The organism is Vibrio sp. PID17_43 (assembly GCF_002608565.1).
Classification (GTDB): Bacteria; Pseudomonadota; Gammaproteobacteria; order Enterobacterales; family Vibrionaceae; genus Vibrio.
The window spans coordinates 152,355-175,025 of the sequence record NZ_LIXM01000006.1 but is presented as its reverse complement, the minus strand read 5'-3'; the positions used below and the strand labels follow the sequence as shown (position 1 = coordinate 175,025).

Here is a 22,671-nt window from a genome sequence, read left to right as displayed (position 1 = left end):
TCGTTCTCCCCTCCACTCCATAAAAAAAGCCCCGAACGTTCGGGACTTTTTTGGTTGTCTTGAAAAGACTGCTAGTTTAAAAAAATCCTAGCGGATTGACATCGTAGCTGATCAATAGATTCTTGGTATTCTGGTAATGGTCTAGCATCATCTTGTGCGTTTCTCGGCCGATGCCAGATTTCTTGTAGCCACCAAACGCTGCATGCGCTGGGTAAGCGTGGTAGCAGTTGATCCAAATACGTCCTGCTTCGATGTTACGGCCCATACGATAAGCAAGGTTCTGGTCACGCGTCCATACGCCGGCACCCAGTCCATACTCGGTGTCATTGGCAATCGCCAGCGCTTCCGCTTCATCTTTAAAGGTCGTGACGGCTATAACTGGACCAAAGATCTCTTCCTGGAAGACACGCATTCCGTTATGACCTTGCAATAACGTTGGCTGAATGTAGTAACCTTGCTCAAGATCGTTTTCTTGTTTCGCCACATCCCCCCCAAATACCACTTTCGCCCCCTCTTGGCGGCCGATTTCTAGGTAACTTAGAATTTTATCGAACTGCTCTTGTGATGCTTGAGCACCAACCTGAGTGTCGGTATCTAATGGGTTTCCTTGCTTAATGGTTTTAGCACGCTCTGCGACTTTGGCAATGAACTTGTCGTACACTGATTCGTGCACCAATACACGAGATGGGCAGGTACACACTTCGCCTTGGTTAAAGAACGCAAGCAGAGTGCCTTCAATACATTTATCTAGATAATCATCTTCGTGATCGAAGACATCTGGGAAATAGATGTTTGGTGACTTACCGCCGAGCTCGACTGTCGATGGAATGAGGCTCTCTGCCGCACATTTAAGGATATGGTTACCCACTTCAGTTGAGCCAGTAAATGCTAACTTGGCGATTCGGTTACTGGTGGCCAATGCTTGCCCTGCTTCTGAACCAAAGCCGTTGACCACATTCACCACACCAGCAGGTAGAAGATCACCAATCTTTTCCATCAGAACCAGAATCGACGTCGGTGTTTGCTCGGCAGGCTTGAGCACTACACAACAACCTGCTGCAAGCGCTGGAGCAAGCTTCCACGCTGCCATCAGCATTGGGAAGTTCCAAGGAATGATCTGACCTACCACACCAATCGGTTCAGGGAAATGATAACTTGCAGTATGTTCATCGAGCTCAGCTGCACTGCCTTCTTGAGCGCGTATACAACCTGCGAAGTAACGGAAATGGTCCACAACCAAAGGCAGATCCGCCGCTAACGTTTCACGGACTGGCTTACCGTTTTCCCACGTTTCTGCCACCGCGAGCTCTTCTAGATTCTGTTCAATACGGTCAGCAATTTTAAGCAAAATGTTAGCACGCTCAGTAACGCTGGTTTTCGCCCATTGTGCTCTGACACCATGCGCAGCATCTAATGCGAGGTTAATATCCGCCTCACCAGAACGAGCGACCTTACAATACGTCTGACCATTGATTGGCGAGGTATTGTCAAAGTATTCGCCACTAGCAGGTTTTACCCATTCGCCACCGATGTAGTTATCGTAATGTGATTTGAAATTAACGATGCCATTGTCACTACCTGGTTGTGCATAGATCATAACTCTTCCTTTTGTTCTCGTTCAGTTTTTAGTTTTATACAGCAGAGTGTTCAACTCCTTGTAAGAACAACACTCAAGTCACATGCCAACAACACACACCTTGTTGTTAATTAAATGTAAAACTATGATTACCAAGCGATAACAAACCAAGTGAGTGATGTTTGAGCGCATGTATGGTGTGAACACCAGTGTTCAAGTGTTCCAAAATGGCACACCCTCACTGTGACAAAATGGTACAGTCATGGAACTTCAACACATTACCAATAGCAACTGGCTTTCAACTTCATGGGATAGAAGCGAACAAGCCGGTTTAAAACAGCGACGTCGCCCAGACGATATTCGTGTCACCTCTGCATTTCTGCAAGACAGACGCCACCAACTCAACTTCTTAATCGATTCTGTAAAGCAATTCGCCTTACCTTTGTTTAATCAACTGTTCGCCCATAGTGATAGCCGACTGATACTGACCGATGCCGAAGGCGTGATCATCGGCAGTTGGGGGCAACCCAAATTTCGTGAAAAATTAACGGAAATTGCTCTCAGTTCTGGTGCGTGCTGGCAGGAAAAACTCAAAGGCACTAACGCCATTGGCACTGCATTGGTGGAAGCAAAACCGGTTTCGGTTATTGGTGACCAACATTTCATTCAGCATCATCGTTTTATCAGTTGTTCGGCCAGTCCTATCTTTGATCATTTGGGACATTTAATCGGTGTACTCGATATCACTAGTGAGCAAAAGAAACACGACTTTTCTACCCAAGTGCTCGTACAGAACATGGTTCAACAAGTGGAGAACCAACTTCTCAATCAAATCCCTCAAGGACATACTCGAGTGGATATTGCTTGCGAACAGGGGCTGCTCAATAGTGGGTGGCAAGGCATTATCATCGCCAATCAGGAAGGGCAAATTCTCGCGCACAATCAAGTTGCGTCACAGTTGCTTGACCAAAAGAATGTGGTTGGACAATCACTTGAGGCGATTCTAGATAGCTCTTCGAGCAATCAGGCTCTCGTCTTCAAAACTCAACCGCTATCAGAAAGAAAAACTCAATCACGTTCAATTTCTGCATCGAATGATCTCCACTATGGCGATACCAATGTCGAGCATTGCTGGCAACAAGCGAACCGCGTAATTGATAAAGACATTAGCTTGCTGATCCTGGGTGAAACCGGCGTTGGTAAGAATGAGTTCGTTAAAGCCCTACACAAAAACAGTGTGAGAAAAAACGGGCCATTAGTCTCAGTAAACTGTGGAGCACTGCCTAAAGATTTAGTGGAGTCCGAGTTGTTTGGTTATGTTGCTGGCGCCTTCACTGGAGCAAACAACAAAGGCTATCAAGGTAAGATTCGCCAAGCAGATAAAGGGGTGTTGTTCCTGGATGAGATTGCTGATTTGCCGTTGGAAGCACAGACCCGTTTACTGCATGTTCTGCAAGACAAAACCGTGCTGCCGATAGGCTCTAACCAAACGATTCAGGTCGATACGCAAATTATCGCTGCGACACACAAAGATCTAGAGCAGCTAGTTACAATAGGGGCATTTCGTCAGGATCTCTACTATCGCCTCAATGGTTTGATTATCGAGTTGCCACGCTTTGAAGATCGCAGTGACCAACTTGCATTAATAGAAAATATTCATCGTCGCCACTCGCCATCTGAGCAGACTATCTGCCCTCATCTAGTGTCTTTACTGCTTAATTATGTTTGGCCGGGTAATTTACGTGAACTAGACAGCCTACTCAAAGTATCTACCTTAATGGCGGAAGGTGAACCGCAATTAACACTGGGCCATGTACCCACTCATCTCGCGAACAAACTGAGTCAATGCCTAACAACTCAAGCCGTTACCGATGCTCAAGAAGCCGACATGCGTACGACAGTCGAAGATAAACTGGTCAAGACTTACCAAGCCACTCAGGGCAACATCAGTAAGACGTCACGTATGCTCGGCTTGAGCCGCAATACCATTTATCGCAAGCTCAAAACCCTTGGTATATTGAAATCGTAGCATTGGGATCACGAGTGCCAAGGAAATAAAAAAGAGCATCGCATTGGGTGCTCTTCTCATTTTGAAGCCGAGTTTACAATCCGCCCTCTTGCTGCGCCTGTTTTACTAATGCCTGACGTTGAGCTTCCGTTTCTAATATCACTTCATTTTCCTTGTGCGTTTCCTGATCCAAATCTGCTGGAATAAAAACAAAGTACTTGTTAAGAGTCATCGCTAGAACCTCAATTAATTGTGCTAATCACCTTCTTGGCAAACGTAAACAATCTCAACTTTCGTTGATTCCTTGTTTGCAGGCTTTAAAAAATAGTGGATATTGGTCTATCAAACATCCTCCGCATGCCACTAATTATAGGATGAGATCAAAGGCTTACCTAATACTCTTATTCCTCTTTTATGTAATCTTAGTTTTGCTATCAAAGCGATTACCGTAGTCATCAACATATTAACTCTATGTCACAAAGGAAAAATCATTGATTCTTTTATTGGAACAGAGGATGAGACACGTTGATACTTAAGACGCTAATTTTGGGCGAACTGACTCCATGAAATCACTTTCGATTTAAATTTATATCGCTTTCTCCACCTGTTGAACCAACAAAAATCACAAGTCAAAGTGTGCCATACCTTGGACATAAGCAAAGCAACCTTCAATCGCCAGTTGCTGAATGTCGTCAGCATTTTGACAACGAACTATTCAATGTAGAAAAAGCATCTATACACCAACATTACTTTGCCAGCAGCTCTGTGAAATAGAAAACTCGCAGACGGTTCGCGTATCGATGGGGTCGTTGGATGTCAGTGCTTATTATGAACGAGTACGAAAAAACACTGGGATCACGTTAGATCAAAAGCTCACGGTTTCATCCATGACCTTGGCCCTCGACTGCGTAAAAGTCAGCCCGTATGTGTTTGTGATGTACCTTGATGACAGCTCGATTCCTGAGAGTATTTTCCGTATTCCATTGTTGTTTAATGGTAAACAAATGACTTTGATGTAGGCATACAATATCATCGCGCTTTCTATCAGCACCCTATCATCGATCAAGTGGAAACTTTTATTAGACAGGCACTGCATCAAACTAATTTACAGCCAAAAAAGCCGATCTGAAACAGATCGGCTAATGACTTATTACTTCACCAAAACTTACTTCACTTCCGTAATGTCACTTGGCTTCCAAGTGCCGTTGTACCAAGGTTCCAGAGGACCATACATGCGCAAGATACTAAACCACCCTTTGTTTGGAACCGTTTGAATCCAGTTTGCTTCTTTACCCTTCGGTGCGGTTGGACCAAAGTACAAATCAACAGAACCATCGGTGTTTTCTACCATCTTGTCACGCTTATCGTTCTTACTTGGGAACGGTTGACTAGTTTGTAACTCCGAGCGTGTTTGAGGGTCATAAGCCACCACCGACCAGAAGTTCTTCGCTGGTGCGTTCGCCGGAATCGTCAGTTTGTAGTTTTTACCACCATCAAAAAACTCACCTTCTGCAGTTTTATCAACAATGGCATACTGAGAGCCTTTGCCAATCATCTTAAGCGCCATCGCTGGAGTGTTTACCGTTGCCATGTAGAAAAAATAAGTACGCGCATCCAGATTGCGCCCGCCTTTACCTGCATCAATGAGCCACTGATAATCTTTGCCGATAAAAGCGGTTTTCCAGTTACGATCGTCCCAAATGTATGCATTTTCTGTGCGTGGGTTAAACATCAAAGCACGCGCTGTTGCGTTACCAATCGCAGCACCATCTTTCAGAATCTTCTGCATACGCGCATCAGGTTTGAACGGCTTACCTTTTTGAATACCTATTGTCGCAATCAAACCGCGCATTTCTGGGTCGATAAACTCAATCGGCTCTTTATCCATCACTGTTTTGATTTCATCGTAAAAATGCTCATTATTCGCATGGATAGTGTTAAACGATTTACCGCTGCCGGAGATGAACTCCATCTTAGGCTGATCGCCTTTCTTTGACAGTGGGTAGATCTTCAACCCTGTATGGTATGCATTGACCGCTGCGTCAGTCTTCCCGTCTTTCAAGAAACCACGCGCGATAAACCAGTTCACGTAGCTTGTTGATTGTGCTACGTGATAGCCCTCTGGTATTTCGCCTTCATAGTTAGGCGGTAAAATTAGGTACTTCCCCCCTTCACCTTTGTCTGGGCCAACCACCCCCATATCGGTCACAAAACGGAAAAAGGCATCATTAATCGTTGTTGGTCCCATTCCTGGTGGGATTTCAACCACCGTTGGGCCATCTCGTTCTAAATCCAAAAAAGCCGATGCATAAACGGTGTCAGTGTTCCCTGTCAAAAACAGCGGATTGGAATCCATCAAATTATCGAACAACATAACCTGATTAGACTGGGTAATTCCCATTTCTTCATGCCCAAGTCTCAATGCTTCTAACGATGCCATAGGAATCGCATTCATAAACACTTCTGTCGCACGCATGGTATCTAAATGGTTATATAGCTTCTCAGTGGTTTGCTCACTTGGTACACCATCATTGAAGTTTAAAGTACCAATGCTGGTTTCCACCTTATCTGGCGTCATAATGCCCTGTGGAATATCCGTGTTGTAATTGCTCGTCGCCGCCATGGCAGACGATGAAATCAATAAGCTTGTAAGCAATACAACACGTTTAAGCTGAGTTTTGAGCATAAGAGTTTCCTGCGGTATCAGTTGGGATACATTAACTCTAGCTAAAACTAGAAATCATTTTTGATTTTCTCAAAGCTCAAAAATGCCAACGAACACCTTAGGCAATGAAACACATAAAAATCCACGACAAAAGCTGTCGAACAGGTCAACATTTAACCTTTTTTGAGAAATCTTTAGCCTGATTTTTGGGTCTTTTTCGGGCAAAAAAGAGACCATCGAAATGCGGTGTTAAATCACTCTTGTCTCTACCCGCTAAGATTTGGGAGGCGTTATGAAAAATATTAAACTCGGTCATGTTATGTCATTCAGCAGAATGTTTTCCTTCATTGCCTTTCTGACAGCCACATTCGCTTGGGTATTAAGTATGTATGCCCTCTTTACGGTTTCCGTTGTGACGCTCCTCGTCAGCGGACTACTCTACTTGAATGACAAATTCGGTTCTCACCACAAAGGCAATACAAAAGAAAAGAGTGCATAAGTACTCTTAGAGTTTCTAGTAAACAGGCAATAAAAAAAAGGATGCCAGTTGGGCATCCTTTTGTATTTCGTCAGTTTTAAAACTACGAATTATACGTCGTAAGTGGTAGACGCTGTGTTACCGCCTGTACCCGTCCAGTTTGTGTGGAAGAATTCACCACGTGGACGGTCAATACGCTCGTATGTGTGAGCACCGAAGTAGTCACGTTGAGCTTGAAGCAGGTTCGCTGGTAGACGCGCTGTTGTGTAACCGTCTAGGAAAGATAGCGCAGAAATCGTACATGGCATTGGGATACCAGACTCTAGAGATTTCGCTGCTACTTTACGCCATGCCGCTAGGCTGCCTTGTAGAATGTTTTTGAAGTACTCGTCAGAACCTAGGAATGCGATATCTGGGTTCGCTTCGTACGCATCACGAATGTTGCCTAGGAACGCAGAGCGGATGATACAACCACCACGCCACATCAGTGCTACGTTACCGTAGTTTAGGTCCCAACCGTTTTCGTTAGATGCTTCGCGCATTAACATAAAACCTTGAGCGTAAGAGATGATCTTAGATGCTAGTAGCGCTTGACGCAGTGCATCAACCCACTCTTGCTTATCGCCTTCAACTGGTGTGATTGTCTTGCCGAATAGAGACTCAGCTTCAACACGTTGGTCTTTCAGTGCAGATAGGCAACGAGAGAACACAGACTCAGAAATAAGCGTTAGTGGAATTCCTAGGTCTAGTGCGTTGATACCTGTCCATTTACCCGTACCTTTTTGGCCTGCAGTGTCTAGGATCTTCTCTACTAGTGGTTCACCGTCTTCATCTTTGTAGCCTAGGATGTCAGCCGTGATTTCAACAAGGTAGCTGTCTAGCTCAGTCTTGTTCCAATCAGTGAATACCGCTTGCATCTCGTCTGCAGACATACCAAGACCGTCTTTCATGAACTGGTAAGCTTCAGTGATAAGCTGCATGTCACCGTATTCGATGCCGTTGTGTACCATCTTAACGAAGTGGCCTGCACCATCGTTACCAACCCAGTCACAACAAGGTTCACCAGCGTCAGTTTTCGCAGAGATACCTTGGAAGATTGGCTTAACCGCTTCCCAAGCTTCTGGAGAGCCGCCAGGCATGATTGAAGGACCAAAACGCGCACCTTCTTCACCACCAGACACGCCAGTACCGATGAAGTGAATGCCTTTCTCACGGCAGTGTGCTACGCGGCGATTTGTGTCTGGGTAGTTAGTGTTACCACCGTCAATGATGATGTCGCCTTTGTCTAGTAGAGGGACTAGAGCATCGATGAAAGCGTCAACCACATCACCTGCACGAACCATCAGCATCACTTTACGTGGTGCTTCTAGTTTTTCTACCAAGTCTTCTAGCGAGTATGCGCCAATGATGTTGGTGTCTTTTGCTGGGCCATCTAGGAACTCGTCGACTTTCGCGGTAGTACGGTTGTACGCCACTACTTTGAAGCCATGATCGTTCATATTTAGGATAAGGTTTTGACCCATTACAGCAAGGCCGATTACACCGATATCACCTTTCATTGTTTCTCTCCAATTGTCTTTTCTTCGACTAGCGACTGCATTACGCGATTTTTGCCGCTGCGTCTAAATCTAAATACCATTCCGTCAGACCCGCTTTCGCTTGGATCTTCGCTGCCGGATATGGGAGGTCTTGTGCTGGTGAACTATTGATTTCTTCAACAATGTTTGCTTTACCTGCGCCAAGTACCAAGTAACTGATGCGCTTCGCTGCTTCTAATACACGTGCCGTTTTCGATACGCGAATCTGACCAGATTCAGGGTGAGAAGCCAATACTGATAGGTTCTCATCATCGTAGTTTGTCTGATCTGGGAACAGAGAGGCGGTATGACCATCTGCGCCAACGCCAAGCAAGATCCAATCAAACACTGGTGTGCCATTTTCCGTTGGAATCACTTCTGCCATCTCTTTCGCAAAACGCTCTGCTTCTGCTTTTGGCTCTTCTTCACCACGAATGCGGTGGATGTTCTCAGTAGGAATAGCGACCTGACTAAACAATAGTGTATTCGCTTCACCGTAGTTGCTTTCTGCATCATCCGGTGCAACACAGCGCTCATCCCCCCACCAGAAGTGTAGGTTTTGCCACTGAATTGACGTCGCGTAAGCCTCTGTTGCCAGTAGCTTAAACAGCATTTTAGGTGTGCTGCCGCCAGAAAGGGAGATATGAACAGGTCGGCCCATTTCGCTAAACGCTTTCATGTCGTTAGCAAGGCTTTCTACTACCTGCTCTGCTGTTTGGTAGATCTTGTGGTTGATCATAGTTCGCAGTAGTCCGTATCAGTTAAGTTTTTACAAGGGAAACGCCAAGCTCGGTTAGCTCGCTGTAGCAAGTCGTCCGCTTCTTTTGGTCCCCATGTGCCACATGCGTATCCAAATAGCGCTTGTGGGTCTTGCTTGAAATCAAGAATAGGTTGCACGTATTGCCAGCACGCTTCAACCGCATCGCTACGAGCAAATAGCGTTGCATCACCGTTTAGTGCATCTAAAAGTAGACGCTCATAAGCAGTCAGCATTTGGGTTTCTTGCAGGTCAGCGTAATGGAAGTTCATTTTCACTTCTTTTGCTTTAAAACCTGCACCTGGCTCTTTCAGACCAAAGCTCATTTGGATGCCTTCGTCTGGCTGAATACGAATGATCAGCTTGTTTTCTGGTGCATTTTGACCAAACACTGGGTGTGGTGTCTGTTTAAAGTGGATAACCACCTCAGTTACTCGAGTAGGAAGACGCTTACCTGTTCGTACGTAGAAAGGCACGCCATTCCAACGCCAGTTATTGATGTAAGCTTTCAAACCAATGTAAGTCTCGGTACGAGAATCGTCTGCTACGCCGTTTTCTTCACGGTAACCCGGTAGGTGTTGACCACGAACTTCAGAAGCGGTGTATTGACCCAGAACAAGGTCATTGCGTAGCGCGTCTTCATCCAGTGGTTTAAGACATTGAAGCACTTTCACCACTTCATCACGCATGGAGTCAGCGTTGATCTGAGCTGGTGGCTCCATGCCTACCATTGCGAGTACTTGTAACAAGTGGTTTTGGAACATGTCACGTACCGCGCCTGAACCGTCGTAGTAACCGCCACGCTCCTCTACGCCTAAGAATTCTGCGCCTGTGATTTCCACGTAATCAATGAAGTTACGGTTCCATAGCGGTTCAAACATCGCGTTAGAGAAGCGAAGTACAAGCAGGTTTTGAACCGTTTCTTTGCCTAGGTAGTGGTCAATACGGTAGATCTGATGCTCTTGAAAGTGTTCGTGGATTTCTTTGTCTAGAATGCGCGCTGATTCAAGATCGTAACCGAATGGTTTCTCGATAATCAGACGTTTCCAACCATCTTCCTCGTTATTCAGACTGTGTGCTGCTAGGCTTGCAGGGATCACGCTGTATAGGCTTGGAGGCGTCGCAAGGTAGAAAAGTGTATTACGTTGTTCGAATTGGTATTCGTCTGCCAGTTGGTCTAAACGAGTCACCAACTTGCTGTAATCTGGTGTGTCAGAAGTATTGATTGCTTGGTAATGCAGGTGATTGATAAATGCATTAAGCGTTTCTGGCTCCGTTTTCTCCATGTCCTGCAGCGATTTCTTCAGCTTTTCTCGGTAAGAATCGTCGCTGTATTCAGTACGACTAACGCCTAGAATGGCAAAATTATCTGGAAGCTGTTTGTTCGCATAGAGGTGGTATAGAGCAGGAATTAACTTACGGTATGTAAGGTCACCTGAAGCACCAAAAATAACGATGCTGCTGTTTTCTGGTATTACCATCATCTTTCCCTTAAAAACGAGGTACTTATAGTGTGCCTGGATACGGCTAAAAGGATTGAGCCAACCCTATCAATGGCACCTCAAAATAGAAAATTGGTCTTACCTATTTCGTTGATAGATAAAGCCTATAGACCGAAATAACTGTCACTGCTGAGAGCCTTAAACATAGCTTGGATTTCAGCATTTTCTGGTGACTTCGGACACTTATGTCTCTAGAGTACAACCTTGCACTCTGTGGAGGAGATTTCCGACACGGGGACGTATTGTCTACGACTATTTGATTTACATCAACACTTGCTAGTGCAAACGATTAAATAATTTCCATAAAATAATATAAGTAATTGAATCATAAGCAACATCCAACTTTCTCAATATGGCAAAAATTGCGCAAAAGCGCTAAGGTGACGGTTTATTGTACGATAATGACAATCCATCACATCACATCACCCATGCACACTAATAGAGAAAAATAGCCCTACTTTGTTCTGACTGAGAACGGCGCCTAACTAAAATTAGTCGAGAACTCAATGACCACTTTCAAATCATTCACAAATCAAGGTAGGAAAGACAAAGCAGAGGCCCATTTGAACCTCCGCTTTTCTTTCACCTTAAAGATACCCGTTACCGCATCACCTTCCTATAGCAACGCTCGGGCCGCCCAACAGTGCCATAGTTTAGGTCCGCTTCTAACTCACCAGAGCTAATTAAGTATTCCAAATAACGTCTCGCCGTTGTGCGACTTGCACCAATCTGCTCACCGGCTTCATCTGCGGTAAACATTTCATCTCCCGCAAACAAAGTGCTAATCTTATCTAACGTTACACCATCAATGCCTTTTGGTAAGCGCTGAGACGTAGTGTCCGTTGCAATACTTGATTGCAGCATTTTGTCGACCAAGTTCTGATCTACTCTTTCTGCCACATCTAATTGCTGTCGTTGGGAGACGTACTTTTGCAGCGTGGCTTCCAGTCTCGGGAACATCACCGGCTTTAGCAAATAATCGACCACCCCACCTCGCATTGCCTGTTGCAATGTTGCCACATCTCTAGCGGCCGTGATCAAAATAACATCACAGGTTTGCTTGTTTGCACGCAACGTATTTAAGATTTCAAGCCCCGTTCCATCAGGGAGGTAGACGTCCATCAATAATAAATCAGGCTTTAACACTTCTAGCTGCAACTCTGCTTCCATTCGCGTTGTTGCTATGCCCACCACGTCTAGGCCAGAAAGCTGACTCAGGAATTTATGGTGTAGCTCTGCAATCGCAATATCATCTTCGATGATCATGACTCGCGTTGCCATATTCATATTTGTTCTTCCTTTGGCAAATATACGGTAATTCTCGTTCCATGCTCTGTATTTGGTAGCATCTCAACGTAGCCGTGATAACGTATAGTCAGTTGATTCACAAGGTGTAATCCAACACCTCTGTTCTGACGCGACTTAGTTGACACGCCTTTTTTCAGCAGCTCTTTCGGTTCAATATCTTCTGGTAAACCACAACCTTGATCGAGCACTTCCAAAATAACTTCATTTCCATAATCGCTCACTGATACTTCAATGATTCTCCGATCCTTGCTGATCGATGACTCAGTTTGAATCGCAGTCATCGTAGCGTCAAATGCGTTATCGACGAGGTTGCCAAGAATGGTCACTAAATCTTCTGAGTTCAGCCACAATGGTAATGACTCTAAGCGGCTGCCCTCTTCGACCACCAACTGCAACCCTAATTCGCGAGCGCGTTCAATTTTGCCTAACAACAAGCCCGCAAGTAGCGGATCTTTAATCGTGTCACGTAAGAATTCGATCATCGCTTGATAGTGCGCCGTTTCTTGGCCAATCAGCTGTTGCACCGACTCAAGTTCACCCATTTGAATCAATCCACTAATGGTGTTGAGCTTATTTCTGTGTTCGTGTGTCTGAGAGCGAAGTAAGTCCGCATACTCTTTGGTTTGCGACAACTGCTCGGTGAGTTCGTTGATCTCATCGCGCAGACGAAAACTCGATACGGCACCCACGATTTTTCCATCTACGTAGATCGGTGAACGGTTAGCAATCAAGAGCTTGTGATTAAGGAAGATCTCAATATCATGATCTTCTTGTCCCGTTTCCAGCACCGTATACAAGTCACTGTCACGGAGTGTATCAGTCAAAGGCTTATTCAGCGCAACGTCTCTATCAATACCCAAAATCTGACAAGCGCTGCGGTTAATAGAACGCAACACACCTTGCGCATCAATGCTCAGTACGCCCTCTTTGATGGTGCACATCGTGACATCGAGCTCACCATACAAACGACCAATTTCTTCTGGTTCAAATCCTAAGATCGCTCGTTGGAATTTATGCGAGGCATAATTAGAAACAATCGCATTGGCAGCAACCACGACTAATGCCATTAAAATAAGGAAAGCAAAAAATGGTTCAATACGATCTTGCAGGCGCTCCAACAGATAACCAACCGATACCACACCAATGATGTTACCTTGCGCGTCAAAAATCGCCGCTTTACCACGTACAGAGTACCCCAATGAACCTTGAGCAGTTGAAATGTACGAAAGCCCCTCCACCAGCGCTTGTTGGTTGTCGCCACCTTTCATTGGCTTGCCTACGCGTTTGTCTATCGGGTGAATCAATCGAACGCCATTTTTATCACCAATAACGATAAATGCAGCGCCTATCGCATCCGCCATATCCCGAAATCTCTGTTGGTATGGGTCCGCGTTTTGCGATTCGATCATCTCTCGAACAATATGAGAGGTAGAAAGGAAACGAGCCACTCCAAGTGCTTTCTCGCCCATTTCCTGTTCTTGGTCATACTTGAGGTAAGTAAAACCTGCCGCAACCAGGATAAGAAGCTCGATCAAGCCCGAGAGCGTCATAATAATAAGCATGCGCTTGCGAAAGCTGATCGTACTCCAACTCATTGCTCTTTCCCTTAATCTCTGAATACTTCCCTATTTATCGCTAAATTAACACTGAGTTTACACAGTGGCTTACATCAAATGATAAATCTGTGAACAAACGAATCAAACGCTGTGCTTTATGGTCAATATATATACCCAAGTAACCTCAAGATGCTGGATTCAGCGAGAATAACTTAGATATAAACGCCGTGAAACATCAAATCCCAATCATAGCGCTAGCCAAATGGTCGTATTAACTATTTAACTCGATACATCATTTGCCACCTGTACCTTGATCTTTGTCACGTCAAAATTAGCGAATTTTTAGGCATTTCGGGGGGTTAGGTCGTATAATTTTTAGTCAAAGGAGTCATTCAGAGCTTCGAATAAAAAGCAGCTAAATAGGAAGCCTATTTAATGCTCAACACATTCACTAGGTAATTCAAAAAATGACATAATAGCAATAATACCTTTTTTTATGACAAACGCTTAACTACCAACTGCTGCTGTATAGCTATAAACAAAGATGCACTTATAGTTACAAAGGAATATCAAAGCATGGAACGAGATACATTTGGAATTTGCCTTAATAAGGCTATGCTGTCAGAAAATATGTATTCAACGTTTACCCACGTCAGAGCTTATGAAAAAAGCGAAGTTAGCCCATACGACCTTAAAGTGCTGCTTTCCTTTCCTCAAATGAGTGGTAAAGACTTACTGAATACGATTCGTGGCTCTCGTCAACTCGAGTGGAGAGCTGAGTTTTATTGCCCTTCAATAAAATAGCCCCTAACTGACCTATTTGCCCATTTGCTCATTTGCCCTCTACACTAGAAAGAGGGCGCAACCCAATCCCTATTAATTCCAAATTAACTACTTAACACTTACTATTTATTACCTTATATTAGAGTTATTACTCTAAACGAAGGGATGACTATGACACAATATGGAAAGTTTTGGATTTTAAGTCTTCTTAGTAGTTCTATTTCCTTTGCCTGCCAAGCAGCTCCAATTACATTCAGTGATGCATGGCAGTTATTGTTAGAAAACAACTACTCTATAAAAGCAAAGCGTGCCAACGTAGAAAATTACGAGTATCAGCAAAATGCGACAGATAACTTGAATCTTCCTCAGGTAAGTCTTACTGCTAGTTACACTCACTTGGATAACGATGTCACCCTGTCAGGCCAACAGATATTCGACAGTACTGGGCAAAAAATTAGCGTTCCACCGGAGTTTCTACCGATAGTTGAGCCTGTGTTCAATACGCTAGCAAATACCACCTCAACCATCACTGAGCGTGATATTTTTTCTTCTTCTATCCGGGCAATCTGGCCAATTTTTACCGGAGGCCGTATTGATGCAGCTCAATCAGCGGCACAAGGTAAAACCGATGAGGCGAAAAGCCAACTAGCGATGGAGCAGCAGGCGCGCTTCGAAGATCTTGCAAAATACTATTTCTCAGTGGTGCTCGCCAAAGAAGTGCTAACGACACGTCAAGCCGTTGAGAAAGACTTAGAAAAGCACCGCGACTTCGCACTAAAATTGGAAGAGCAAGGTCAAATCTCGCGAGTTGAGCGCCTTCAAGCTGAAGCATCCCTCGACAAAGCAAAAGTCGACACTCGCAAAGCAAACAGCGATTTGGTCATCGCTCAATCAGCGTTGGGTAAGATTTTAGAGCAAGTTGGCTTGGTTGAACCTTCTGAGGCTTTGTTTATAAATAAACAACTTCCTCCTCTTAACGCATTTATTGATCAAACACTACTTACCTACCCTGGTTTAGATTTACTCGACGCGAAGCACAAGCAGGCATCTAGCTTGCTCAAAGCAGAAAAGGGCAAATATTATCCAGAGGTTTTCCTATTTGGTGATTACAACTTGTATGAAGATGATTCCCTCGCGAGCCAAATGAAGCCAGATTGGCTAGTGGGCGTAGGGGTGAATATACAACTGATTGAATCATCGGGTCGTAGTGAACAAGTTAAAGCCGCGCAGAGCATGATCAGGCAAGTGAACGCACTAAAATCACAGGCGAAACAGGACCTTTCTTTGTTGGTACAAAAAACCTATCTCCAAGCTCAACAAGCCATTGATGAAGTGGAAGGCTTGGAGTCCAGTATACGACTCGCCAACGAAAATTTACGCCTTAGACAAAAATCTTTCATACAAGGTCTTGCCACTTCGCTCGAAGTTGTTGACGCTCAACTCTTTGTCGCGAGTATCAAAACTCAACAATCAACAGCACGTTTTCACTATTTAATGTCGTTAACCAAACTATTAGCGCTTAGCAATGAAATGAATAGTTTTAATCAATACCAAAGCACTGCACATTCATCAACCTCAACAGATAAGAAGGTCAAATAGTTCATGGTAGCAAAATCTTTAAAACCCACTCTACTTTCTCTTTGCGCTCTCGGTATCGCTTCTTGGGTTGGCTATCAATTTTACCACGCATACCAACCAGAACCAGTTCGCCTACAAGGTTTGATCGAAGCTCAACAGTACACGATTTCGTCAAAAGTACCGGGGCGTATTGATGATGTCCTCGTACGTAAAGGCGATGATGTAGAAAAAGGTCAGCTTATTTTCACTCTGCACAATCCCGAGATAGAGGCTAAACTAGAGCAAGCTAAAGCCGAAGAAAAAGCGGCGGGCGCATTGGCATTAGAAGCTGAAAAAGGCGCACGTGAACAACAAATCCAAGCAGCAAAAGATCAATGGTTAAAAGCAAAAGCTGCAGCAAGTTTGATGAACAAAACGTACCGACGTGTGGAAAATTTGTACAATGATGGCGTCATAGCAGAACAAAAACGTGATGAAGCTTTCACTCAATGGCAAGCGGCAAAATACACCGAAAGTGCCGCTAAGCAAATGTACCAGATGACAAAAGAGGGAACGCGTACCGAAACTAAAGTTGCCGCTGCTGAAAAAGTTAAAATGGCAGCTGGTGCCGTAGCAGAAGTTGAGGCTTATGTGAAAGACACCAAAATCTTTAGCTGGTTTGATGGTGAAGTATCACAAGTGTTATTGCAAAGCGGTGAACTCGCTCCACAAGGCTTCCCTGTGGTCACCGTTATCGATATTCAGGACTCTTGGGCAACCTTGAACGTTCGGGAAGATCTTCTGAATCACTTCACCAAAGGAACGACCTTTAATGCTTACCTGCCTGCGCTAGATAGAGAAGTGGAGTTCAAAGTTACTCATGTTGCTGTGATGGGTGATTTCGCAACATGGCGCGCCACTGATGCATCTAAAGGGTTTGATCTTCGTACTTTTGAAGTGGAAGCCCGACCAACCCAAGAAGAGTCTGGGCTGCGTGTGGGTATGAGCGTTGTGGTTGAACTTTAATGGCATTGGTTTAACTCTATGACGATTCCTATCTCCCAACGACAGATCCTACGGCGCGATAAATGGTTATTTTCGTGTCTGACTTGGCTTCCTGTCTTATTAGCCGTCACCATTTGGGGTGTTTTCTCTATTGGCATTGCAAGAGATCTACCCATTGGCATGGTAGATTTACAACATTCCCAACTCTCACGCAAAATGATGCAGACCTTGGATGCATCACCAACTTTGTCGATAAATTTTCAGTACAATAGTGCTTTAGAAGCAAAGACCGCCATGATTGAAGGTGACATCTACGCGTATGTAGTACTCCCTCATAATTTAGATCAGGACATTCTTCAGCATCGCCAACCGCAGATATCCGTGTTCTTCAACAGCCAATATATTCTGGTTGCAAAGCTTATCAGCTCAGCAGTGGAACAATCATTTGGCTACTTTGATGCGCAATTAGAAGCGATGAGTAATCTGGCAAAAGGTAATACTACTATGCTAGCCGCTCTTGACCAGGCTGTGCCAATTTCTACTCAAATAACTGCACTATTTAATCAAAATACTAACTATGCTCAGTTCTTGGTTACGGCTATCGTCCCGGCTATTTGGCAAATTGGCATCGTGGTGAGCACCATCTTGATCCTTACTGCACACTTTCGTATCTATGGAAACAAAGCAAACCGTTTTGCGTTCTTGGGAGAAAAACCCATTCAGCAATTGGCTAAGATTCTTAGCCAATACATTCCAGTGTTTATGCTTCAAAGTGCCCTCTTCCTATACTGGTTTTACGTTTTGTTAGATTGGCCAATGGAAGGCAGCTTTACTGTCATGTTAATTGCACAGTTCGTTACCATTATCGCTTGTATCATTATGGGGGCATTGTTTTTCTTCCTACCGATGGATCCTGCACGTGCGATGAGTTTTGCTGGAGCCTTTACTGCGCCTAGCTTTGCTTTTATGGGGATTACGTTTCCAGTGTCTGATATGAACGCATTGGCTCAGGCGTGGCGTGGATTATTGCCTATCACTTACTATATTGAAGTGCAGATCGACCAAGCTAACTATGGTGCTAGTGCGGCTCAATCTCTCAGCTCTATGTGGCCAATGATTGGTTATACTATTCCCCTAATGCTCACCGTCGTACTTGTGCTCAAGCATCGTGATGCTGCGATTAAAGACAGCATGGCAAGCAATAACGATCCACAGGAGGCAGCATGAGTTTTTGGCAATTGATTAAAACTGAATTTCGCTCAGTCTTAACCAACCCAGTCGTCGTGCTTACTGTATTTGGTGGTGTGGTGTTTTATTCATTTTTGTATCCACTCCCCTACGCACAGCAAACCCCGCGCGAACAACCTATCGCGGTTGTTAACTTAGATGGAAGCCAAACGAGCTTAACACTGGAGCGCATGGTGGATGCGACCCCACAAGTGAACATTGTTGCCCGTTTATACACTATTGCTGATGCAAAAAACGCATTTTTCAATCGTGAAATCACCGGTTTCTTGGTGATCCCAGAGCACTTCTACAAAGATTTAATGTTAGGTAAAAGCCCAACTCTGGCTTACGCCGCTGACGCCTCTTACTTCTTGGTTTACGGCACAGTGGTAGAAGGATTAGCACAAGCCGGTGATACGTTAAGTGCGCAAGTCAAAGTAAGTAAAATGCTCATTGATGGCGTACCATTAAATATGGCAAGCCACGATTATTCTGCATTCAAGCTCAACATGAAACCGACCTTCAACCCAACCATGGGATACATCGAGTATGTTGTACCCGCGGTATTCGTACTGATACTACAGCAGACTCTGATCATGGCGGTGGGTTTGCAAACGGGTACGCAACGCCATGGGCGTGGTTATTGGTCACAAGCATCAACCGGCGCTTTATTGCTCGCCAGATCCTTAGTTTTTGTTGCAATCTACTACCTACTCAGCGCGTATTACTTTGGTTTTAGTTTTGAGCGCTTAAGCGTCAACCGCGTTGCAAACCCGAGCGAATTGCTCACCATGTTACTGCCATTTTTACTCGGATGCTGTGGCTTGGGATTATGGCTCGGTTATTTACTACCACGACGCGAACTGGTCTCTGTTGTCGTACTTGTTAGCTCGTTGCCATTAGTCTTTTTAGCGGGCTTTATTTGGCCGGTTGAATCGATTCCGGCCCCCCTACTTTGGTTTGCAGACTTAAGCCCAAGTACATGGGCAATTAAAGGCTTTTTAGCACTCAACCAAATGGGCGCAACGTGGCAACAAGTGGCGCAATATTGGACGGGGCTATGGGGTCTAACACTGCTTTGGGGAGGCGTGGCGTATTGGATTGCAAGACGTAATACCAAACCAGTGATAACAGAAAGCTTGAGTTAACGGCTTTTTATCCAAATATAGAAAGGGGCTCACGTAGCCCCTTTTTGTTTGCGTAGATATTCTAGTGACTGAGTTGAGCGGAAGAATCACTGACTCATTTCATGGACAATTCTGATTTACGATGTGCCACTGAGAAAGTTCTGGGCATGACGAATGGAAGTAACACATCTCATCGTGAGTCATGCTGATTTTTTGTTCTTTCTCTTCGTGTCTAGATATTCTTGATACTTCTTAGAAAACCACTGATGTAAGTGCAGCCCCGTATTTTTCTTTACCAAGTACGCGATGAACGCCAAGACCAACATACCTATAACTGTACCCATGATGCACCCCGTATTTTAAATAAAAACTAATTAACAGCACGTAAAGCATGCTTATATGAATTGTGGCATTGACTCTATCTTAACTAAAGTTAGTGATTTTGATACTGATTTTTTAGCTGTGTGGTAACAGCAATGAGTCGTGTTTTGGACTGCTTTGTTTAGCAAAGGCTATACATTAGTTTTTGGTTTGTTCAAGTTCAAATCAATCAACGTTGAAAACTTTGGAGCAAAAGCGTTTCAGTGTTTTACCAAATTGGTAAATTATGGATAACTACAAGTATCAAAAGTCGCTTAACTTGATGTCCAGTATTGTGGAGCAGTTCAAATATTTAAACTTGATATTTTGTACTAGGCTTTAATAGAAAATCAAACACCTAATAAGGACATACAATGAATCAAATCATCAAAGATTTGCACTTTCGCTATACCGTTAAGCAGTATGACTCCAGTAAGCGTATTCCTTTAGATAAAATTGAGATAATTAAAGAAGCGATTCGGATGTCAGCCTCATCCATTAACTCCCAACCTTGGAAATTTTTGTTATTGGAAAGTGACGAGGCCAAACAGCGTTTCCACAACACATTTGCTATCAAGTATCAATTCAATCAACACCACGCCCTTGAGGCATCTCATGTCATTCTTTTTGCCTACAACCCTAAGTTCACGAAAGAGCAATATGCGCATTGCGTAGATGTTGAAGTAGACTCCGGCCATCTGCCGGAAGACATGTATGACAATATGCTAAACGGAGGCTTCTCGTTCGCGGAAGTGAACACTGATGATGCAGGCTACAACGGCTATTGGACTAAAGCGCAAATGTATTTGGCGCTTGGGAATGCTCTGCACACCTTGGCTCGATTGGAAATTGGTTCCACACCCATGGAGGGAGTCGATACGGCCCTGATAGGACAAGCGTTCGAAGAAGAATTAGATGGCTTTGTTTGTGAGGTAGCCTTAGCTATGGGATATCCAAAAGAAGATGAAGATTATAATTTCGGGTTGCCAAAAGCTAGATTACCAATCGATGAAATATTCAAAACACTATAACGTGTTGATTGGATTGAAATGGTTGACTTCACTGCAATGCCAATAAATGTTTTTACTCATCGATGACCACTCTCGATTCGAAAATGATATTCAATGATGAGTAGCTAGAAACTAGCCCTGAAACAAAGAATTGGGGAATTTTTGTGTTTTATGCCGAGATGGCTCAAGCGAACGACTATCTACAAAACACGTTCATCCCAGATTATTGGGCGACGACATTGAAAGTGAATGCAAAGCAAATCCGCTCTGAGCACACGCCTGTTCCCAAACACATCGACCTCGACGCTGTCTGTATCCAAAAAGAGTATCGTAAGATCCGTAGAGACCACACCTTCAGCTATAACAACTCGATGTATCAAATAACTTCTCCCTTACGGTATTCCATCGTCAGCCAACAAGTTGAGCTACGTAAACGACTTGATGGTGGCTTCACGGCTTACTTTGCTGACCGAGAGCTCACAACGAAAGAGCTGCTAGAGCCTAGCTCAAGGACTGAATACGGCGAGGAGGTTCAGAAGAAACTGGATGCTATCGAACTTGCAAATAAACTAGGAAATGTCAGAGAAGCTGCTCGCCAGAGTGGCTGTTCGGTGAAGAGCATTCACAATAATCGTCAGTTACTCGAAGCGCACGGTCCACTTGCTCTAAAACGCATGTATGGACTGCCACGTCACAACAACCGTATCGATGAAACAACAAGAAACATCGTGATATCGTTAACACTAAAACTCCCACACCTGACTGCAATCAGGATAAGTGGTGAGATGATGAAGCGTTACCATATCTCAATCAGTCACTCCACCGTCAGGAATATCTGGGTTGAGGAAAAGCTCAACACGAGAGTATTACGAGAAGCGCGAGCCGAATCTCTAATTATCGAGTAGATACAGGAGGGAGATGGTGGACTACCCTAAAAAGGAACTACGACAGAATCCTTCGGTAATTAGACCGTCAACCTCCCTCGGTAATCACACAGTAAGGTACAATCCGCACATTACTGACTGCTGACCTTGTATATTTCAGGGCAAGTGAACCACCCTATTTAATCATCCTTAGTGTTCCCTAACTTTTTATCGCACCAAGCTATAATTCGCTCAGCATATAGGGTCAAAACACCAACACCTAACATTAGAATAATATAGAGCCACCCAAGCAAGTAAAACAACGTAGGGACATTGGGAGCAATTATTGCAGCGATGCTGCCGAACGACATTAGTGAAAAAATAATTTCCCATAATACTTTCTTCATAGAAACCTCTAACTTAAGTTAATAGAACACCCAAGCTAGCATGTCTTTTTTATTTCCAAAGTCAGCACTGTAGTGTAGTGGCATAGTGATTCCTTTCGTTCACACTCTAAGGTGTGTTTTTCCAACCAACGTTATTTACTCACTAAACGAAGATTAAGCGAGTAGTTGCCTATATTCTCTTCTACAAGAACTCGATGACTGATGTTCATGAACCCTTGAAATTCAGTTGCTAGTGCTTTATACCAAACAAAAAAATACAAATCTTCTCAGACAGTTAGACATTAGTCGTAGGGTTCGGGCTACCAGCATATTAGTGAACTGATTTTCACGAGGAGTTAGGGCTTATTTCTCGATCAAAACGTGTTTAAAATTACCTTAGTGCATGTCTGGGTGTGGCACTGGTTTACCGATTTTAACAACTAAATCTCTACTACGTTCTTCCCCGATAGTGATAAGATCTCCGAACCAGAATTATCGAGAACACCTATGTTTATCCATCATGTAAACGACATTGACTGGCTGGTGATTACCGCCTTTGAAGAACTGAAACCTCTATTTATTGAAGACGCCGGTTCGATTCCCGCTTGTTTCTCTAGTACCAGTGAATTGAGCCTGATAGATCAAGCCAAGCGCACCTATGGATATTTGCCGACACTCCGCGGCGTAATCACGGATACTGGCACTTTTCAAAGCCAAGATAACGAAGAAGATTTGAACCCACAGCTCGCCTGCCTAGTCGAAGGGCGTGGCCGAGTGTTTATCTATCACGGCGGCTTTGTCGCTTTTGTGGATGACGAGCAAACTTTTATTACCCGAATAGACTGAGCATGATTCAGTAAGTTGAAATTGGCGAACTGGCATTCGTCGCCCTGAAATTAGAGGGCAAACATAGCCTTAAGGCTTTA

The 22,671-nt window shown here is 44.1% G+C and carries 18 protein-coding genes and 1 pseudogene; 11 read left to right on the top strand and 8 right to left on the bottom strand.

What is annotated here, in order from left to right; translation table 11 throughout:
- Window positions 1-76: 76 nt before the first annotated feature.
- The gene (locus AK965_RS06245) at window positions 77-1,597 is read right to left on the bottom strand and encodes an aldehyde dehydrogenase family protein (RefSeq protein ID WP_099078805.1); all 1,521 of its coding nucleotides are present in this window, start codon (window positions 1,595-1,597) and stop codon (window positions 77-79) included.
- 241 nt (window positions 1,598-1,838) lie between these two features.
- On the opposite strand from AK965_RS06245, the gene AK965_RS06240 reads away from it, so the two are divergent.
- Entirely contained in the window at window positions 1,839-3,605 is a 1,767-nt protein-coding gene (locus tag AK965_RS06240) for a sigma-54-dependent Fis family transcriptional regulator (protein ID WP_099078804.1), read from the top strand.
- Window positions 3,606-3,678: 73 nt separating this feature from the next.
- Here the strand turns inward: AK965_RS06240 and AK965_RS20415 are convergent, their stop codons facing one another.
- Window positions 3,679-3,816 (bottom strand): hypothetical protein, encoded by a 138-nt coding sequence (locus AK965_RS20415; protein ID WP_172438088.1) that lies wholly within the window; start codon window positions 3,814-3,816, stop codon window positions 3,679-3,681.
- 336 nt (window positions 3,817-4,152) lie between these two features.
- Between AK965_RS20415 and AK965_RS06235 the strand changes: the two are divergent.
- Window positions 4,153-4,713 (top strand): annotated as a pseudogene (locus AK965_RS06235) (hypothetical protein).
- 36 nt (window positions 4,714-4,749) lie between these two features.
- On the opposite strand, the gene AK965_RS06230 reads toward AK965_RS06235, so the two are convergent.
- Window positions 4,750-6,270, bottom strand: coding sequence for a DUF1254 domain-containing protein (locus tag AK965_RS06230; protein ID WP_099078803.1), 1,521 nt, complete (start codon window positions 6,268-6,270; stop codon window positions 4,750-4,752).
- A gap of 271 nt (window positions 6,271-6,541) precedes the next feature.
- On the opposite strand from AK965_RS06230, the gene AK965_RS06225 reads away from it, so the two are divergent.
- Window positions 6,542-6,748 carry a hypothetical protein gene (locus AK965_RS06225; protein ID WP_099078802.1) on the top strand — a complete coding sequence of 69 codons (207 nt, stop codon included), beginning with the start codon at window positions 6,542-6,544 and terminating at the stop codon, window positions 6,746-6,748.
- Between the two features lie 89 nt (window positions 6,749-6,837).
- On the opposite strand, the gene gnd is transcribed toward AK965_RS06225, so the two are convergent.
- The 5 genes from gnd to AK965_RS06200 all read right to left on the bottom strand — a co-directional run bounded on the left by gnd (window position 6,838) and on the right by AK965_RS06200 (window position 13,466).
- On the bottom strand, window positions 6,838-8,286 hold the full coding sequence (gnd, locus tag AK965_RS06220) for a decarboxylating NADP(+)-dependent phosphogluconate dehydrogenase (protein ID WP_099078801.1): 1,449 nt from the start codon (window positions 8,284-8,286) through the stop codon (window positions 6,838-6,840).
- Window positions 8,287-8,326: 40 nt separating this feature from the next.
- A complete protein-coding gene (gene pgl / locus AK965_RS06215) occupies window positions 8,327-9,043 on the bottom strand; it encodes a 6-phosphogluconolactonase (protein ID WP_099078800.1) in 717 nt (238 codons plus the stop codon).
- Window positions 9,040-10,542: a glucose-6-phosphate dehydrogenase gene (zwf, locus tag AK965_RS06210; RefSeq protein ID WP_172438087.1), complete on the bottom strand. Its 1,503-nt coding sequence runs from the start codon at window positions 10,540-10,542 to the stop codon at window positions 9,040-9,042. The genes pgl and zwf overlap by 4 nt, the downstream gene beginning before the upstream one ends.
- A 621-nt stretch (window positions 10,543-11,163) precedes the next feature.
- Entirely contained in the window at window positions 11,164-11,850 is a 687-nt protein-coding gene (locus AK965_RS06205; protein ID WP_099078798.1) for a response regulator, read from the bottom strand.
- Entirely contained in the window at window positions 11,847-13,466 is a 1,620-nt protein-coding gene (locus AK965_RS06200) for a sensor histidine kinase (protein ID WP_099078797.1), read from the bottom strand. The genes AK965_RS06205 and AK965_RS06200 overlap by 4 nt, the downstream gene beginning before the upstream one ends.
- A 537-nt stretch (window positions 13,467-14,003) precedes the next feature.
- Here AK965_RS06200 and AK965_RS06195 point away from each other — a divergent pair.
- The 8 genes from AK965_RS06195 to AK965_RS06155 all read left to right on the top strand — a co-directional run bounded on the left by AK965_RS06195 (window position 14,004) and on the right by AK965_RS06155 (window position 22,591).
- The gene (locus AK965_RS06195; protein WP_099078796.1) at window positions 14,004-14,231 is read left to right on the top strand and encodes a hypothetical protein; all 228 of its coding nucleotides are present in this window, start codon (window positions 14,004-14,006) and stop codon (window positions 14,229-14,231) included.
- 150 nt (window positions 14,232-14,381) lie between these two features.
- Window positions 14,382-15,809, top strand: coding sequence for a TolC family protein (locus AK965_RS06190; RefSeq protein WP_099078795.1), 1,428 nt, complete (start codon window positions 14,382-14,384; stop codon window positions 15,807-15,809).
- 3 nt (window positions 15,810-15,812) lie between these two features.
- On the top strand, window positions 15,813-16,793 hold the full coding sequence (locus AK965_RS06185; RefSeq protein WP_099078794.1) for an HlyD family secretion protein: 981 nt from the start codon (window positions 15,813-15,815) through the stop codon (window positions 16,791-16,793).
- An 18-nt stretch (window positions 16,794-16,811) separates the two neighbouring features.
- The gene (locus AK965_RS06180) at window positions 16,812-17,999 is read left to right on the top strand and encodes an ABC transporter permease (protein WP_099078793.1); all 1,188 of its coding nucleotides are present in this window, start codon (window positions 16,812-16,814) and stop codon (window positions 17,997-17,999) included.
- Window positions 17,996-19,147, top strand: coding sequence for an ABC transporter permease (locus AK965_RS06175; protein ID WP_099078792.1), 1,152 nt, complete (start codon window positions 17,996-17,998; stop codon window positions 19,145-19,147). The genes AK965_RS06180 and AK965_RS06175 overlap by 4 nt, the downstream gene beginning before the upstream one ends.
- Before the next feature lie 713 nt (window positions 19,148-19,860).
- Window positions 19,861-20,517, top strand: coding sequence for a nitroreductase family protein (locus tag AK965_RS06170; RefSeq protein WP_099078791.1), 657 nt, complete (start codon window positions 19,861-19,863; stop codon window positions 20,515-20,517).
- 143 nt (window positions 20,518-20,660) lie between these two features.
- Window positions 20,661-21,401 (top strand): helix-turn-helix domain-containing protein, encoded by a 741-nt coding sequence (locus AK965_RS06165; protein WP_253252665.1) that lies wholly within the window; start codon window positions 20,661-20,663, stop codon window positions 21,399-21,401.
- Window positions 21,402-22,252: 851 nt separating this feature from the next.
- Window positions 22,253-22,591, top strand: coding sequence for a cytosolic protein (locus AK965_RS06155; RefSeq protein WP_099078789.1), 339 nt, complete (start codon window positions 22,253-22,255; stop codon window positions 22,589-22,591).
- Window positions 22,592-22,671: the final 80 nt, after the last annotated feature.